This is a genomic window from Bacillus sp. MYb56 (assembly GCF_002976445.1).
Lineage (GTDB): Bacteria > Bacillota > Bacilli > Bacillales > Bacillaceae_G > Bacillus_A > Bacillus_A mycoides.
Map to the genome: position 1 here is coordinate 40287 of NZ_PCOH01000022.1, position 16894 is coordinate 57180.

A 16894-nucleotide genomic window follows, 5' to 3' on the forward strand; every position below is an offset into this window, starting at 1 on the left:
CATCATGCTTTAGACCGATTTTGCGAAAAAACATATGGTAAATACGTGCAAAAATGTAACTTACATGGACTATAACTTATTTCTTGTATATAATTGTAAATTGAATTCTATATATAGAATAGGAGCATAAATAAATGAAAAGAACTCTACTAATCTTTTTCAGCATTTTACTACTCATTCCTATACATACCTCTGCACAAACATCATCAAAATCAAAAGTACTCGTTTTGTATAGTACAGAAGACAACAAAATTACAAACAATGTACAAATCCTTAATACTCAGTTAGGGCACTTTACAAAAGATATAACAGTAAAAAGCTTAAAGGAAGTAAAGGAAAGTACTGAATCATCTTCTTATACACATATTGTTTATATCGGAGAGAAAAAAGAAGATTTTTCTATTGCAGCAAAACAATTTCTAGAAAACTTCTCAGGTCCCATATTAGTTTTAGGACAAAATGTTGAACAATTATCTAATCGTTTTTCTTTCATTACCTCGAAAGAAACCGATATACGAATTCACACTATAGAATATCCGACTAACCAGTTAAAAAATGAATTACATGAAGAACGCTTAATGAAGAAAATTGAAACAAAAGGAACAACTCTTGCTTACGCCTTGAGTGCTGATGGAACTCATCCGTTAATCATTCAGCAAGGAACATCCTATTATGTTGCAACTCCAAACCTTTTCGATTGGATGTCTCATTACGTCGGTGAAATGTTATTTTCTTATTTCGGACAAAAACCTGAAACAAATAAAACTTCAGCTTATTTACGTCTTGAAGACGTTCATCCAGCTGTAGATGTAAAGCAATTAAAAGAAATCGCTGAATTACTAAAAGAGAAAAAGCTCCCTTATATGATTACCGTTATCCCTGTTTACAAAGATCCAGACACAGGAAAAACAGTACATTTAAAGGATAACTCTGAATTAATCGATGTTTTACACTTTATGCAAGATAATGGTGGGTCTATCGTTATGCATGGTTACACACATCAGTTTTATGATAGTGAAACTGGCGAAGGTTTTGAATTTTGGGATGTAAAAACAGATCAACCAATTCGCCAACCAAACCATGAAAAATCAAAAACAAAAAAAGATTTTCAGTCTACAGAAGACTATAATAAATACGTAAAAAACGGGAAAGCCTTCGAAGAAAAATATATTAAAGATCATATTGAAAAAGGGATTACAGAGCTTGTAGAAGCTAAATTATATCCAGTTGCCTTTGAAGCTCCGCACTATACAATGTCTCAAAAAGGATATGAAATACTATCACAATATTTTTCAACTTATGTAGGACAAATACAACTAAACGATACAACTTGGAAATCAATGCACTCACCAGCTTATATAAGTACACCGTCATTTTTGCATGGGATGAAATTAATTCCTGAAACTGTTGGCTTTATTGAAGAAGGGAAGCCACAAGCTATAGCAAAAATGAAAGAACGTGCTTTATCTATCACTAAACTATCTGATGGAATTATCGGTGCATTTTATCATCCTTACTTGGGCGTTGAACCATTAAAAGAAGTATTAAAAGAACTAGAAAGTATTCCAAACATAGAGTGGATTGATTTACAAAAAGACATGAATGAAGTAAAAATGAAAGATATTCATATTACTACTAATAAAGAAGGCATTCACGTTGAAAAACCAACAAGTGCGAATGACATAATTGATTATATAAAACAATATGGGTTCTTCCTTATAATTGGGTTCATTATAATTGTCTTTCTTTTATTATTAAGACGTGCGAAAAAATTAGAGTCATAAAAAAAACACCAAGCGAGATGCTTGGTGTTTTTTTATGACTCACTAACTTTATAAAATCGCACCGTATTCGCATATATTTGCTCAGTAACTTTCTCTACTGATATTTTTTTTATTATACTAATTTCTTGTAATACATCTTTTATCATATAAGGATGTTTCATCGTATCCTTCTGAAATTCCCACGGCCCATCTGTTTCTACCATCATATATTCAAGCGGATAATACGAAACTATTTTTCTAATTTTCTCCTTATGTAAAACATCCGGTGTGATGGAAATATAATAACCGTTCCTCATCATCCGTTTCATTGTCTCTTCACTTCCTTTAAACCAATGAAAGTGTGCACGCGAAACTTTATATTCTTCAAGTAAACCACATACAGTGTCAGTATCTTCATAAACCGCATGCAATATAATTGGTAAATCGTATTTACTAGCTAGTTCCACAAACTTTTTTAACACCGCTATGTATGGATCAATAGCAATATTTTCATCTTCTTTCCTTAAATAATATGGGAGTCCCACTTCACCAATCGCAACAATTTCATCTACATGATCTTCAATTAATTTATAAATTTTCTCACATTCCTCTTTATGAATCGGCTGCTCCGGATGAAAACCTATTGCTGGATGTACAAAAGGATATCGCTTTGCTAAAGATAAAGTTTCTAGACATGATTGATAATTCATAGATACTGCAATAAGCCCTTGTATCTCTTTACTGTTTTCCACATCTATAAATAATCTACTTTTCTCTTCATTCTCATATTGATCAACATGTATATGGCTATCAATCAATTTCATCTTTATGCCCCCATAAAAAAAACAAGAAAGGGTCTTCCTTCTTGTTTTATCATCTATATTAGTTAACAATTAAATTTGTTATTATATCAAATAATCCAATACATACTACGGCAACAGTAAAGTAGCTACAGAAATCTTTAATTGGAAACTTCACTACTTCTTCTTTACGCATCCCAGTTTTCTCCCTTCTTAATATATCCCTAATTATTTTTTATCTATTTGTATCTATTATGCAAAAAATATGACAAATTTACTATCGAATTAACTTACGTAAACCTTACAATGTTGTAAGGTTTGAAAAAAGGCCTCATCTTAAGCTAAGATGAGGGCTATTCAAAGTTAGTTGGTTTTTCGTTCTTCATTAACATTGCGAATCAGAAAGTAATAAAATGAGACTTTCTAGTTACACTATATTAAATTTACTATCTTTTAACTATCGAATTGCATTACAGGAGTCTTACATATTTGTAAGCTATGTGTAATGTAATTCGATAGTTCCCCTTACCTATACTTTGTACAATAAGGTTAGAAAGTAAGCCAAATAAGAAGAATACTCACATAACCAAATTACATTGCTAGTAGCCGACTCTTCTTATACCTTTCACTCATGCTACTACAATGTACCCCCTTCCCCCTTATATAATAAGAAAAGCCTTAGTCCATATGGACTAAGGCTTTTTCACGAATCTAAAATACCCCTACCTAGTATTTTTATTTTCGACAAAAAATAGGCGGGGGTATAATTCGCTATCTCATCGTTAAAAGTTTACTCTTCGCATTAATAGGAATATTTCCAGCTTCAATTTCTTCAATTGCCTCGCCGTAGCGTCCTTTTGCGTACACCTTTAATGCTTCATCTCTCTTTAACATATGCTTAACAGTCTTCTTTATTTTTTGTTCTCTTCCACGTTCATCAAATGCAATAAATTCATATTCATACCATTCATCACCGACATGCTGACCAATCGCATCCACAATTGTATAGTATTCTTTCGTCGTATAAAGCGGATTATATTTATCAATAACCGGTCCAAGTTTCGTAGGTAGTAATACTACTACTATCACTACCATGGCTATTACAGTAGTAATTATTTTTTTCTTCATAATACTGATCTTCCTCCTCTACAGGATACTTATACATCCATTCTAAAGAGCAGGAATTTAATCTACCATTCAATCCCATTACATTACCCTTACATTTTTGTAAGAATAAAGTGAAACTTTAATCAGCCCTCACCAATCGGGCGTTTACGGGCAGTTGATCTCCCACCTAACTTCTTTGCTCCAGCTGAATTTTGAGGTGGGAGTTCTACTGCCCGTTAATGCGGGATAAAAAAAAGATGAACGAATTTTCTCGTTCACCTTTTAGCTTGCTTTAAAGCCACCGCCAAGTACATCACGCACATCGTGAATGACAACGAAGGCATCTTCATCAACTCTACTAATAACTTGCTTTAACTTAACAAGCTCTTGTTTATTAATAACGATATATAAAACTTCTTTATTTTTACCAGTATATCCGCCGCGTCCCTCTAATACAGTGACACCGCGTGTCATGTTTTTTGTAATAGTTTCACGTATTAAATCCGGTTGATTTGAAATGATTGTAACAGCTGTTTTTGTATCCATACCTTCCACGATGAAATCAATTACTTTCGCTCCGACAAATACAGCTACAAGTGTATACATTGCCTTTTCTTGTCCTATTATAAATACAGAACCCGCAATTACAACGATATCAATAATAAGTACGCCTTTACCAACGCTCCAACCTAAATATTGATTTGCTAGTCGAGCTAAAATTGCCGATCCTCCTGATGTACCTCCAGCTTTGAACATACAGCCTAATCCGATACCTACAAATACACCAGCAAATAAAGCTGCTAGTAACGTATCACTATTTACTTGATATTCGATATGTTCTGTAACATATAAAAACAAAGAGGTTTCCACAATACCTATAATTGTGTAAACCATCGTTTTCTTATCAAAAAATTTATAACCTACAGCTAATAAAATTGCATTCAAACCAAAATTCACAATTCCTGGTGACCAATCAAATAAATAGTACGTAACAACCGTTAAACCAATAATTCCACCCTCTGATAAACGGTTTGGAATTGCAAAGTAATTAATACCAATTGCGAATAATAATGAACCAATTGTAATTAGTGTTATTTCCTTTATACGTTGATTAACCATAGTTCATACCTCCCCCCATTTGACATTGTATCACTATCTCCTAGAGGTTTAGAAGTTGTTTTTATTCCGCATTTTCCCTCACAAAGACCAAGATATTATGTTTAAACAAAGGGGTGATTAATTATTCATATTCGCTCTAACTGTACGGACAAAGCGCTCCACATTCCCACTCTGAATATACTTAGCTCTAATGGTTTCACGATTACAAGTACATTCGAAATATGGACGGAAATCTATGTCATCTATATGCAAATATGAATACTCTTCAAATATCGCAGGATAGCACGAAAATTTCCCGTAAAATAGAAGACGTCTAGTAGTGGCAACAAAAATCCCATGTTGATAACATAAAGTAAAGTCATCCTTTTCAAATATCCCTACGACAAACGCTAAAATCTTTTCGTCATCCTCTACATATTTTTTCATACTTAATAAAAGTTCATTCATGCATATTCCTCCAAATTCTATTCATTGTTTTAGCACTTGAAAAGAATCCATGGATTATTACAGACCGGTGTAACTCTTTTATAAAGTATGAAACGCGTTTCCTGTCAAAGACATTTCAAAAAATAATCCGTTATGTGATTATACACATAACGGATAAATACTAAACCGTCGAGCGTTCCACAAGTTTATACGGAATTTCCATCTTTTCTTGTTTAGAACCCTCATCACTTACTTGCCTATAAAACATTTCAAAAGCCGTCTTACCTATTCCCTTTAAATTTTGGTCAATGGTTGTCAGTTGTAAAACTTGAGAAATCGGTTGATTATCAAAACCAATAATCGCTAAATCCTCAGGAACTTCAATACCTAATTTTTCAACTTCTGTCATGATCCCAATAGCAACTTCATCTCCTGCCACTATTAATGCTTCAGGAGGATTCTCCATCTCCTTGAATTGATGTGCAACTCTTACACCATCTTCTAACGTAAAGCATTCTGTGAAAATCCGATCTTCCATCACTTCTTCATCTATTAATTGTAGCTGTTGTTTATAAGCATCAAAACGTTTCTTACTACTTGGCCCTAACTTTCTTCCCGTACAATATCCAATCTTCTTATAACCTTTTTCAATAAGGTAACTCATCCCTAATTGAAAGGCATTAAAATGATCTGTATATACACTCGATATGCTTTCAATATCATTATCCTCACAAGCAATAACCGCCCCATACGCTGCATAAGGCTCTATAGTTTCCCACTCATTAGCACGAGAACAAATGATAAGACCGTCTAGTTGCTTTGTTTTCAACATATGTAAACTTTTCATTTCTTCTTTTTTATTGTAGTTCGTTTGACAAAGAAGCACCCTGTAATTATGAGCTAACGCAACTTCCATCATTCCACCCACCATCGCATCAAAAGACGGATGATTAATATAAGGTAAAATCACGCCAACAATATTCGTCTTCCCTTTTGATAAATGAACAGCATTTGCATTTTGCGAGTAATTCAATTTCTCAACTATTTCTAAAACAACTTTCCTTTTTTCTTCACTTACATACGGATGATCATTTAATACCCTCGAAACAGTCGTAACTGAAACCCCAGCCATCTTTGCAATATCTTTAATATTAGCCATACACTCACCTCTACTTTTAACTTAATGAATCACATGAACATATGTCAAATCTTCTCATCATGACACTTTCATTCGTTTTTCTTACAAAAGTGTAATTTTCCTGTAAGCTAATTCGATAGTGACTCTCCGCAACATTTCATATAATTAAGTCAGAAACAGGGCAACAACCATTTGAAAAGGAGCGGATCTATATGATGAACAAAATGAAAACGAACAATTTCTTAAATACAATGAGCTTGGTATTTTCCGCTCTTATCGATGCAAAAGCTGTTGCTTCTACATTAAACAAGTAAGGAGAATGCATTATGAACAACATCACTTTTAATAAATTAGATTTTTTAGGACTAGCTAGCGGCACGGTTCTTCTTACTGCTTTCATTTACGCTGCTACACTATAACTTCGTGTCCCCTTTCCCCTTTATATAAATAATAATAGAAAAGACGACCGTCTATGCACGATCGTCTTTTCTTATTTTTGATTCGGCTGCAAAACTTCCTTTAGTTCTTCAAACTTTGCATTTAATTCATCTGTCATCATTTTCATAGCCGTTTTTCGGTCTATTTGTTCTTCAGCATCGATTTGGATTGGGTCTCCAAAAACTAATCGCGCTTTTTTTCCTTTTATCAATTCTTTTATACTTGATGGACCAACATAAGCTGCCGGTATTAACGGAACGTTAGAACGCATTGCAATCGTAACAGCCCCAGCTTTTAGTGAAACGTCTTCTGATGACCTCGTCCCACTCGGGAAAATCCCTACTACTTTTCCTTCTTTTAATAAACGTGATGGAATTTTTAATGTGCTTGGCCCTGGATTCGCACGGTCTACAGGGAATGCATTTACATTTTTAAAAAACCAATTTTTAAATTTCCCTTCAAACAATTCTTTTTTTGCCATGTAATGAATTTGGGTTGGGTACATTCCTGCCGCTAACATTAAAACATCCATAAAACTTGTATGTGTACACGCAACAACGTAAGGGCCACCTTTTGGTAATTTCTCTCTCCCTTGTACTTCTACCTTCCCAGCCATTTTAAATATATATTTCAACGAAAATGTAATTGGTTTATACATTTGTTTCGTTCCTTTCTGAATATCCGAAGTATAATCATTTTCTTACAACGATTATAACACTAAGTTTTAGGAGTTGGTAATAAAAATAAGTATTTATTGTTAAATTTCAATTCTTACAAAAGTGTAATTTTCTTGTAAGCTAATTCGATAGCGGCTCCCTCCACTATCTTATACAATTAAGTCAGAAAGTAACAACAACCATTTGAAAAGGAGCGGATCTATATGATGAACAAAATGAAAACGAACAATTTCTTAAATACAATGAGCTTGGTATTTTCCGCTCTTATCGATGCAAAAGCTGTTGCTTCTACATTAAACAAGTAAGGAGAATGCATTATGAACAACATCACTTTTAATAAATTAGATTTTTTAGGACTAGCTAGCGGCACGGTTCTTCTTACTGCTTTCATTTACGCTGCTACACTATAACTTCGTGTCCCCTTTCCCCTTTATATAAATAATAATAGAAAAGACGACCGTCTATGCCCGGTCGTCTTTTTAATTTTTTCTTTCCTTCAAGTCTTTTAAAAGCTGTATCAATTCAGCTTGTTGTTTTATATTTTTACGACCGTTTCGATTAATTGCTGCAAGCTCGCAGGCTACTCCAGCAGCAAAGAAAAACAATAAACTTTCTAACATATAAAATCCTCCAGTTGCCTATTAAACAGCTTGACGCAATTGCTTTTCTTGCAAAATTTGTTTATTTATATTTTCTTCTTTTCTCTGACAAACATTATTACGAATAAGCGCTGCAATAACAAATAATGTTCCTACAATATCAAATGTTGTTATTTTATACCCTTGCATCATCATAATAACTAAAGTAGTAATTGGCACAAAGTTAATAAATAAAATACCATTAATGGATGATAAGATTTTCACACCGTAGTTCCAAGCAAGTAGTGCTACGATACCTGGTAATGTCATCATAAATAACAAATCATACTTCACAATAGAAATCGTTTCCATACTTGGAACAGATACATATCCAAGCACTGTAATGACCACAGTTATAATCCCTGTGACAGTTGTACCCAATACACATGTCAAAGTAGAATAGCGTAATGTTGACCAATCGCTACACGTTTGACCACCCATCGTATAAATAACCCATCCTACAACACCAACAAATATAAATGCTAGCGAAAACATGTTATCTTTCAATGTTAAAAAGAAACTCATATCACCTTTCGTAATAACAAATACAGCCCCTACAAACGCAATAATCATGCTCGTTATCATATATTTCTTCGGCTTTATATTTTTATATCCCCATAAAATACAAATTGAAATCATTGGCATAAGCGCCTCCATAATAGAAGCTACCATTACACCTGATTTTCCCATTAACATTTGTCCTAGAAAAATTAATACATTATATACGGTAAAAGCCATTGTTCCAAAAAAGACGAGTAACTTCCCTCTTCCTTCTAAGCGAAATGCCTTCTTTCCTTCTTTCATTAGCAATAATACAATCAATACAATTGCTACCGCACCATAACGAATAAACGAAAAATAAAATGGATCTATGTATTCTAGAGCATGATCAGCAACCGGAAACATCGCTCCCCATGACATACTTGCAATTAAACATGCCAAAGCACCTATTATCATTTGACCTTTTCTCACCACAATCCCCCGCTTCTTTCTATTTGCACAAAGAGAATTGTAAAAGAAAAAATATATCACGTAAAATGATTCAAAATGATGTTAACTATCATTTATAATGATAGTTAACATCAAGGAGGAGCATAAAATGGAATTACGAGACTTACAAATCTTCCAGAGCGTTGCCGACCGCGGTAGTGTAAGCGGCGCAGCAAAGGAATTAAATTACGTACAATCAAATGTAACCGCACGTATTAAACAATTAGAAAACGAGCTGAAAACACCTCTCTTTTACCGTCATAAGCGAGGCATGACTTTAACAGCTGAAGGAAGAAAAATGCTCGTTTACGTTCATAAAATTTCGCAAGATGTTGAAGAGCTAAAACAAGTGTTTTTAGATAGTGAAACACCATCTGGCATATTAAAAATCGGTACAGTCGAAACAGTCAGTACATTGCCTACCATTTTGTCTTCTTACTACAAAAGCTATCCAAATGTCGATTTATCATTACAAGCTGGTCTAACGGAAGAGCTTATTAGAGAAGTACTCGATCACCAATTAGATGGCGCCTTTATATCAGGTCCTATTAAACATCCACTAATTGAACAATACGATGTTAGTACTGAGAAATTAATGCTTGTTACACAAAATAAAGCTTTTCATATAGAAGAATTTACTACGACGCCCCTACTCGTTTTTAATCAAGGATGTGGATACCGTTCCAAGCTTGAACGATGGCTTAAAGATGAAGGTTTGCTACCAAAAAGAATTATGGAGTTTAACATATTAGAAACTATATTAAATAGCGTAGCGCTCGGTCTTGGGATTACACTCGTCCCCCAGTCTGCGGTGCAGCACCTTTCTACAGCAGGTAAAGTACACTGTCATCCAATTCCGGAGAAATATGGTAGTATTTCAACTGTTTTCATACGCCGTAAAGATAGTTACATGACCAATTCGATGCGAAGCTTTTTAAAAACAATTGAAGCACATCATCATATCAATATGCTTTAAAAGACATTCTTACACGAATGTCTTTTTTTCTTACAAAAGTGTAAGTCTTACGTAAGCCAATTCGATAGTTGCAGGCTGCTATATTTCATATAATTAAGACAGAAAGCAGGGCAACAACAATTCGAAAAGGAGCGGATACGCATGATGAACAAAATGAAATCAAACAAATTTTTCAATACAATGGGCATGGTGCTATCCGCACTTATCGATGCAAAAGCAGTTGCAACTACATTAAACAAATAAGGAGAGATTATAATGAACAACATTACTTTCAACAAATCAGACTTTATCGGACTTGCAAGTGGAGCTACTCTTCTTACTGCATTCATTTATGCACTTGCTCAAAGTCTTATTTAACACTTTGTTTCCCCCAACCCCTTTATATATAGAAAAGGCTGCTCGTCTTATAGACAAGCAGCCTTTTAGTTTGTTTCATATATAATTTGGCCTGTTTTGCTTATATCATATCCACCAATTGCTTTTAATTCATTGTGAAACTCTTCAGATTGCAAAACCTCTTTTATAACCTCAATAAGTTCCTCATTTTCTTTATTCTTCAGAAGTACTAAATCATACTGTTCTTTCATTATTGGAATAAAGTCTACGTTCACAATTTGGGAAAACTTTTCTGATCCTACCCCAATATCAGCTTTTCCATTCGCGACTTGCGAGGCAACGCCAAGGTGATTCGATTCTTCCCATTCATACCCGTTAATATCTTCTTTACTTAATTTTTGAATTCGCAATTGCTCATCCACTAACACCCTAATACCAGAACCTTTTTCTCGATTTACAAATCGTATAGATGACTGAGCTAAATCAGCCCATGTTTTTATATTTTGTGGATTCCCTTTTTGCACATAAAACCCAACATTTCTTGCTAATAAATTCATCATAATATATGGTTGTCCAACTAAAATACGTTTTACGTAAGGAACATTATATGTACCCGTTTCACCATCAAATAAGTGTAAACTAACGACGCTTCCTTCTCCTTGGTACATCTTCACTAAACTCGTTAAACTACCTTGATACGCTCTCAATATATTAGAATTTGGCAATCGATTTTCTATATGCTTTGCCAACATATCTAACGTTAGTTCTTGACCACTAATGATGCGTGTATTCGAACTACTAATTTCGTCCTTCTTTACAGGAGTAAATTGTACCTTCCCTGTTTTCATTTGCTTTATATATTGTTCTAAATCAGCTGCATCAATGCGCATCTGTCTACCAACTCTATAAGAAGGCAGTTCTCCTTTTTTAATTAAGTCGTATACAGTTAGTTTTGATACTTTTAATCGCTTTGCTACTTCTTCCGTTGTGTAGGAATGATGATCCATAGACGATTCCTCACTTTCTTCCTTCATTGTAACAAAGAAAAGAATATTTCTCCTAGTTTTTAAAAACAACTATATCGTTCAAATTATATTCAATTATAACTAGTTATAACTAGTTATAATTAGTTATAATTAGTTTAGTAAACGAAGGGGGATTTTTTATGAACAAATTTACATTACGATCCATTGGGGTACTTATACTTTCTTTTCTTCTTATATTCAGTGCAGCTTGTTCAAGCGAAGAAAAGTCAGCTGCTAAAGAGGGAAAATCAGTGGAGCTGACTATATCAGCGGCTGCAAGTTTACAAGATTCACTAAAAGAAATTGAAAAACAATATAAAGAGAAAGAACCAAACATTAAACTTTCTTTTAACTTCGGTGCTTCTGGTGCACTTCAACAACAAATCGAACAAGGTGCACCTGCTGATTTATTCTTCTCTGCAGCAGAAGATAAATTTCAAACCCTTGTTAAAAAAGGATTCATTAATGAAAAAGAAGGGAAAAACCTTCTTGGAAATGAACTAGTTCTAGTCGTTCCAAAAGATAGTTCTCTTACAAAATTTCAAGATTTAAAGGATGCGAAAATCAAGAAAATCGCACTTGGTACACCCGAATCTGTACCTGCAGGAAAATATGCAAAAGCTTCTCTCACACATGAAAATCTTTGGAATGACGTTCAAAATAAAATCGTATTTACAAAAGATGTTCGCCAAGTGTTAACATATGTAGAAACAGGTAATGTTGATGCTGGTATTGTATATAAAACAGACGCTCTCGTTTCAGACAAGGTGAAAATTGTAGAGGCGGTAGCGGCTAATTCTCATGAGCCAATCCACTATCCTTTAGGTGTTATAAAGGAATCTAAGCATAAGAAAGAGGCGACTTCATTCTATGAGTATTTGCAATCAAAAGATGCACAATCTATCTTTAAGAAATATGGATTTACAATCCTGCCATAATTGCTATGAGCTTTGATACAATTTTGTCACCTGTCTTTCTATCCTTGCGAGTAGCTGCATGCGCCACCATTATCGTTACGATCTTAGGAACGATTATTGGACGAGCATTAGCGCGCTCCTCGTGGCGATATAAAGTACTACTAGAAACTATTTTCTTATTACCAATGGTGCTTCCACCAACTGTTATCGGCTTTTTTCTAATTATCATTTTTGGAAATAACAGTCCCATTGGAAAGTGGATTGAATCATTATTTCAGCAGTCCATTATGTTTACATCTACTGCTGCTATCATTGCTTCTACAGTCGTTGCATTTCCGCTCATGTATCAATCAGCAAAAACAGGATTTTCCATCGCGAATGTGCAAATTGAAGATGGTGCGCGCGACCTTGGTGCGAGTGAATATCAAGTTTTTCTACACGTTACACTCCCACTTGCATTCCCCGCGCTACTTAGCGGTATGATTTTAAGCTTCGTTCGCGCACTCGGGGAATTTGGTGCTACTTTAATGTTTGCAGGAAATATACCTGGCAAAACACAAACGATTCCAACTGCAATTTATATGGCTATTGATGCAAGTAATATGCAACTCGCTTGGACTCTTGTCATCATAACAATTAGCATGTCATTACTATTTTTATTATGTATTCAAATCATTAACAAGCGAATTACCACTTCCTAAAGCAGTTTTCGACAAAAGCTGCTTTTTTTATTTCCCGAAAAATAAAATGACCTAACTAATGACTGAATTTTATTTCTTATTTAAATATACATTTTATTTGAATTCACTTTCTAAAATAGGTAATTTCCTGTTATTATATGAAAGTGTTTCAAAAAGTGAAGAAATGAAAACGCATTTATATCGTAAGTTCTTCATCCTGTTTTAGCGATCGGTAATCTTCTACTCTATTAGTGGGGCATTACCGATCGTTAGAACGATATGTAATTATATTGGTATAGAAAACCGAAGGGAGTCTTGTAATGGACATTTTATTAGCGCTTCTTCCTGCAATCGCATGGGGAAACATCTTATTAGTAAGCGTAAAAATGGGCGGTGGTGCATATAGCCAAACGGTAGGTATGACAATCGGTGCTCTATTCTTCGCAACAGTTATGTATGTATTTACTCAACCAGCTTTAACAATGACAGTCTTGATTGTTGGTTTTATTTCAGGTTTATTCTGGGCTTTAGGACAAGTAAACCAATTAAAAACAGTTGAAAAACTAGGTGTTTCAACTACTGTAACGATTTCTACTGGTATGCAACTTGTTGCAACTTCTATCTTTGGGGTTATCGCTTTCCGTGAGTGGACTACTACAACAACGATTGTTCTGGGAACGATTGCAATCCTATTAATCGTAGTTGGTGTTGTATTCACATCACTAGATGATAAAGAAAATGCACAGCCACCAGGACAATTGAAAAAGGGACTTCTTACTTTAATTGTTTCTACTTTCGGTTATCTTGTATATGTAATTATTATTCGTTGGTATAACATTGATGGTTGGTCTGCTATTTTACCACAGGCAGTTGGTATGTTCGTTGGTGCGGTTGTACTGACGTCTAAACATAAACCATTTAACAAATATGCAATGCGTAATGCTTTATCTGGTTTACTATGGGGAACAGGAAACTTATTCTTACTTCTTTCATTACCACGTGTCGGAGTAGCGACAAGCTTCCCATTATCTCAAACTGGAATCGTTATCTCAACATTCGGTGCGATTGTCTTCTTAGGTGAAAAGAAAACAAAACGTCAATTGATCTTTATTGCACTAGGTAGTGTTTTAATTATCGGCGGCGCTGTATTGCTTGGTATGACAAAAGCATAAATTCACACTATATTTAACCCCCCTGAAACGTATATGCTTCAGGGGGGTTTTTGATTACAATTATTTTCTAAATATAATTATTTACACGTTCTCGCTCTTTATGGTTTTTCTTCCATTCTAGCAAGCCATCGATACATAAAAATAGATTAATAATAGCTAATACTAACATGACGTATAAGCCCGTTGAAATATAAATCACAATGCTAACTATGTTATACAAAATCCATAAATGCCAATTTTCTAAGATTTTTCGGCTCAGCATAAATTGAGCTACTAATCCTAATACAGCGTTTAAAGCATCTAAATATGGACTTGTCGATTCTAAATAACGGACTTGATAATATCCCCAACCAATCCAAGCAACTAAAATAAAAAGTATATAAATAATCCATCCTTTCAAATCTAAGCGAACTGTCGGCTTTACCTTCTCCTCTCCACTACGCGCAATCCAGTAGTACCAACCGTACACATTAAATATAAATTGGAAGGCTGCTAATACTGCCATTGCGTATAAGCCTTGTGTAGTGAAAATATACAGAAATACCGCAACTGTAATCATCCCAAATAAAAAGTTTGATACCTTTTCCCTTGCAAGTAACCAAACATTAATAATCCCCATAACCGATGCGAAAATTTCAATATAACTTGATCGGATATAGAATCCAACTAATATGCAAATAATACTAGAAATGAGTAAAAAAAGTGGACTTCTAACCATATTTATCTCTCCCCAGATATGTAATAAACTCCCTATCAACAGTATAAGAAATAACTCTTATACTTACTATAAATTTTCTCCTGTAAAACCCCCCACTCATCTATTCCACTTACGATAAGCCGTTTCTTTTTACAAAATTCTCTTAAAAATGGTATCGTTTTTTATAACATATTCTCATCAGAAAGGAATAAAGGATATGCCTAATAAACATCGAATTTTATTTATTGGTGCCGGTCGTATGGCAGAAGCTATATTTACTGGACTACTTACAACAAGTAAAGAATACATCGAAGAAATTATTGTTTCCAACCGAAGTAACATAGAAAAACTAACGCAATTACAAACTCAATATGATCTATCGATTACAACAGATTGGAAACAGCATATTAAATCTGTAGATACAATCGTTTTAGCAATGCCGCCTGTCGCACATGAACAGCTATTAGCGGATCTATCCCCTCTTCTAACTAATCAATTTGTCGTGACAGTTGCTGCCGGAATCGGACCATCTTATCTAGAAGAAAGACTTCCCCAAGGGACACCTGTTGCTTGGATTATGCCAAATACAGCTGCTGGGATTGGAAAGTCTATCTCCTTATATACGACGGGACATTCTGTAGATGAAACACATCAAGAAACGTTACAACTTCTTTTAAAAGGTATCGGTACCTCACAGTTTTGTACCGAAGAGGAAGTTCACCAACTTACCGCAGTTACTGGTAGTGCACCCGCTTTTCTCTATCACTTTGCTGAAGGTTTAATTGAAGCAACGAAAAGCTATGGGATTGATGAGGAAACAGCAAAACACCTTGTCATTCAAATGATTGCTGGCTCTGCCGCTATGCTCCAGCAAAATCAGGATCCAGCTATGCTCCGCGAACAAGTAACAACACCAGGAGGTTCAACAGCTGAAGGCTTAAAAGTTCTATATGAAAATAATTTTTCAGAAGTCATTCAACAAGCAGTTGAAGCGACCAATAAAAAAGCTAGGGGGAATTAATATGACTTTAACAAATTTAAACGACTATACAACATTACATAACGGCGTGAAAATGCCTTGGTTCGGCTTGGGTGTTTTTAAAGTTGAAGATGGTACAGAAGTAATTGATTCTGTAAAAGCAGCTATAAAAAATGGATACCGTAGTATCGATACTGCTGCGATATATAAAAACGAAGAAGGCGTTGGACAGGCAATTCAAGAATCTGGTATTCCTCGTGAAGAGTTATTCATCACTTCAAAAGTGTGGAATAGTGATCAAGGTTACGAGTCAACACTACAAGCATTTGAAACTACATTAGAAAAATTAGGTCTAGAATATTTAGATCTATATTTAGTACATTGGCCTGTAAAAGGAAAATACACTGAATCATGGAAAGCTTTAGAGCAGCTTTATAAAGATGGTCGTGTTCGTGCTATCGGTGTGAGTAATTTCCATATTCACCATTTGCAAGACGTATTTGAAATTGCAGAAATTAAACCAATGGTTAACCAAGTGGAATACCACCCACGTTTAGCACAAGAAGAATTACATGCCTTCTGTAAAGAACATAACATCCAGCTTGAAGCTTGGTCACCATTAATGCAGGGGCAGCTACTTAATCACCCAACATTACAAGAAATCGCTACGAAATATAATAAATCGACTGCACAAGTTATTTTACGTTGGGATCTACAAAATGAAGTTGTAACAATCCCTAAGTCTATTAAAGAACACCGCATTATTGAAAATGCAAACATCTTTGACTTTGAATTAAGCTCGGATGATATGAAAGCAATTCAAGCTTTAAATGAAAATCATCGCGTTGGTCCAGATCCAGATAACTTTAACTTCTAGTAGGGAAACCACTGCCATATGCAGTGGTTTTTTTAAAAAATAAAACTGAAAATTTAAACTATATTCCATTTGATTGACACTTCATTATCTAAGGTGTAAGATTTTGAATTATCAAAGAAACACAAAAATTAATAAAATT

General features: G+C 34.5%; 20 protein-coding genes. 10 read left to right on the forward strand and 10 right to left on the reverse strand.

Translation table 11 applies throughout. The features are described from left to right. The first annotated feature begins 134 nt into the window (after positions 1–134). The gene (locus tag CQ058_RS22165) at positions 135–1784 is read left to right on the forward strand and encodes a DUF2334 domain-containing protein (RefSeq protein WP_000831642.1); all 1650 of its coding nucleotides are present in this window, start codon (positions 135–137) and stop codon (positions 1782–1784) included. Between the two features lie 32 nt (positions 1785–1816). Here CQ058_RS22165 and CQ058_RS22170 read toward each other — a convergent pair whose 3' ends face one another. The 5 genes from CQ058_RS22170 to CQ058_RS22195 form a co-directional block, all read right to left on the reverse strand. Further along, positions 1817–2587, reverse strand: a complete 771-nt coding sequence (locus CQ058_RS22170) for a TatD family hydrolase (protein WP_105589987.1) — start codon at positions 2585–2587, stop codon at positions 1817–1819. Positions 2588–3334: 747 nt separating this feature from the next. After that, positions 3335–3691, reverse strand: coding sequence for a YxeA family protein (locus CQ058_RS22180; RefSeq protein WP_002009906.1), 357 nt, complete (start codon positions 3689–3691; stop codon positions 3335–3337). A 261-nt stretch (positions 3692–3952) separates the two neighbouring features. Continuing rightward, on the reverse strand, positions 3953–4789 hold the full coding sequence (locus tag CQ058_RS22185; protein WP_002009911.1) for a YitT family protein: 837 nt from the start codon (positions 4787–4789) through the stop codon (positions 3953–3955). A 117-nt stretch (positions 4790–4906) separates the two neighbouring features. Then, positions 4907–5236, reverse strand: coding sequence for a PH domain-containing protein (locus CQ058_RS22190; RefSeq protein WP_002091410.1), 330 nt, complete (start codon positions 5234–5236; stop codon positions 4907–4909). A gap of 160 nt (positions 5237–5396) precedes the next feature. Then, positions 5397–6374: a LacI family DNA-binding transcriptional regulator gene (locus CQ058_RS22195; protein ID WP_002124775.1), complete on the reverse strand. Its 978-nt coding sequence runs from the start codon at positions 6372–6374 to the stop codon at positions 5397–5399. A gap of 305 nt (positions 6375–6679) precedes the next feature. Between CQ058_RS22195 and CQ058_RS31550 the strand changes: the two genes are divergently transcribed. Next, positions 6680–6772: a DUF3948 family protein gene (locus CQ058_RS31550; protein ID WP_012260201.1), complete on the forward strand. Its 93-nt coding sequence runs from the start codon at positions 6680–6682 to the stop codon at positions 6770–6772. Between the two features lie 71 nt (positions 6773–6843). Here the strand turns inward: CQ058_RS31550 and CQ058_RS22205 are convergent, their stop codons facing one another. Continuing rightward, entirely contained in the window at positions 6844–7449 is a 606-nt protein-coding gene (locus CQ058_RS22205; RefSeq protein WP_002191729.1) for a lysophospholipid acyltransferase family protein, read from the reverse strand. Positions 7450–7785: 336 nt separating this feature from the next. On the opposite strand from CQ058_RS22205, the gene CQ058_RS31555 reads away from it, so the two are divergent. Then, on the forward strand, positions 7786–7878 hold the full coding sequence (locus CQ058_RS31555; protein ID WP_012260201.1) for a DUF3948 family protein: 93 nt from the start codon (positions 7786–7788) through the stop codon (positions 7876–7878). A gap of 69 nt (positions 7879–7947) precedes the next feature. On the opposite strand, the gene CQ058_RS22215 is transcribed toward CQ058_RS31555, so the two are convergent. Beyond that, positions 7948–8088, reverse strand: a complete 141-nt coding sequence (locus CQ058_RS22215; RefSeq protein WP_002063481.1) for a YrzO family protein — start codon at positions 8086–8088, stop codon at positions 7948–7950. 21 nt (positions 8089–8109) lie between these two features. Further along, positions 8110–9078: a DMT family transporter gene (locus CQ058_RS22220; RefSeq protein WP_002124765.1), complete on the reverse strand. Its 969-nt coding sequence runs from the start codon at positions 9076–9078 to the stop codon at positions 8110–8112. 127 nt (positions 9079–9205) lie between these two features. Between CQ058_RS22220 and CQ058_RS22225 the strand changes: the two genes are divergently transcribed. Together CQ058_RS22225 and CQ058_RS22235 are read left to right on the forward strand one after the other, a co-directional pair. Further along, complete coding sequence (locus tag CQ058_RS22225; protein ID WP_002191728.1) at positions 9206–10072, forward strand: LysR family transcriptional regulator; 867 nt, start codon at positions 9206–9208, stop codon at positions 10070–10072. A 255-nt stretch (positions 10073–10327) separates the two neighbouring features. Then, positions 10328–10429, forward strand: a complete 102-nt coding sequence (locus CQ058_RS22235) for a DUF3948 family protein (protein ID WP_002124760.1) — start codon at positions 10328–10330, stop codon at positions 10427–10429. 65 nt (positions 10430–10494) lie between these two features. On the opposite strand, the gene CQ058_RS22240 is transcribed toward CQ058_RS22235, so the two are convergent. Further along, on the reverse strand, positions 10495–11442 hold the full coding sequence (locus tag CQ058_RS22240; protein WP_033708172.1) for a helix-turn-helix transcriptional regulator: 948 nt from the start codon (positions 11440–11442) through the stop codon (positions 10495–10497). A gap of 131 nt (positions 11443–11573) precedes the next feature. Between CQ058_RS22240 and modA the strand changes: the two genes are divergently transcribed. The 3 genes from modA to CQ058_RS22255 all read left to right on the forward strand — a co-directional run bounded on the left by modA (position 11574) and on the right by CQ058_RS22255 (position 14202). Continuing rightward, on the forward strand, positions 11574–12371 hold the full coding sequence (gene modA, locus CQ058_RS22245) for a molybdate ABC transporter substrate-binding protein (protein WP_002169309.1): 798 nt from the start codon (positions 11574–11576) through the stop codon (positions 12369–12371). Between the two features lie 5 nt (positions 12372–12376). Beyond that, the gene (modB, locus tag CQ058_RS22250) at positions 12377–13051 is read left to right on the forward strand and encodes a molybdate ABC transporter permease subunit (RefSeq protein WP_002169310.1); all 675 of its coding nucleotides are present in this window, start codon (positions 12377–12379) and stop codon (positions 13049–13051) included. 299 nt (positions 13052–13350) lie between these two features. After that, complete coding sequence (locus CQ058_RS22255) at positions 13351–14202, forward strand: GRP family sugar transporter (RefSeq protein ID WP_000353554.1); 852 nt, start codon at positions 13351–13353, stop codon at positions 14200–14202. A gap of 67 nt (positions 14203–14269) precedes the next feature. Here the strand turns inward: CQ058_RS22255 and pnuC are convergent, their stop codons facing one another. Continuing rightward, complete coding sequence (pnuC, locus tag CQ058_RS22260; protein ID WP_002091429.1) at positions 14270–14920, reverse strand: nicotinamide riboside transporter PnuC; 651 nt, start codon at positions 14918–14920, stop codon at positions 14270–14272. Positions 14921–15116: 196 nt separating this feature from the next. On the opposite strand from pnuC, the gene proC reads away from it, so the two are divergent. Next, entirely contained in the window at positions 15117–15920 is an 804-nt protein-coding gene (proC, locus tag CQ058_RS22265; protein WP_002124750.1) for a pyrroline-5-carboxylate reductase, read from the forward strand. Between the two features lies 1 nt (position 15921). Then, positions 15922–16755, forward strand: coding sequence for an aldo/keto reductase (locus CQ058_RS22270; protein WP_002191726.1), 834 nt, complete (start codon positions 15922–15924; stop codon positions 16753–16755). Positions 16756–16894 lie beyond the last annotated feature (139 nt).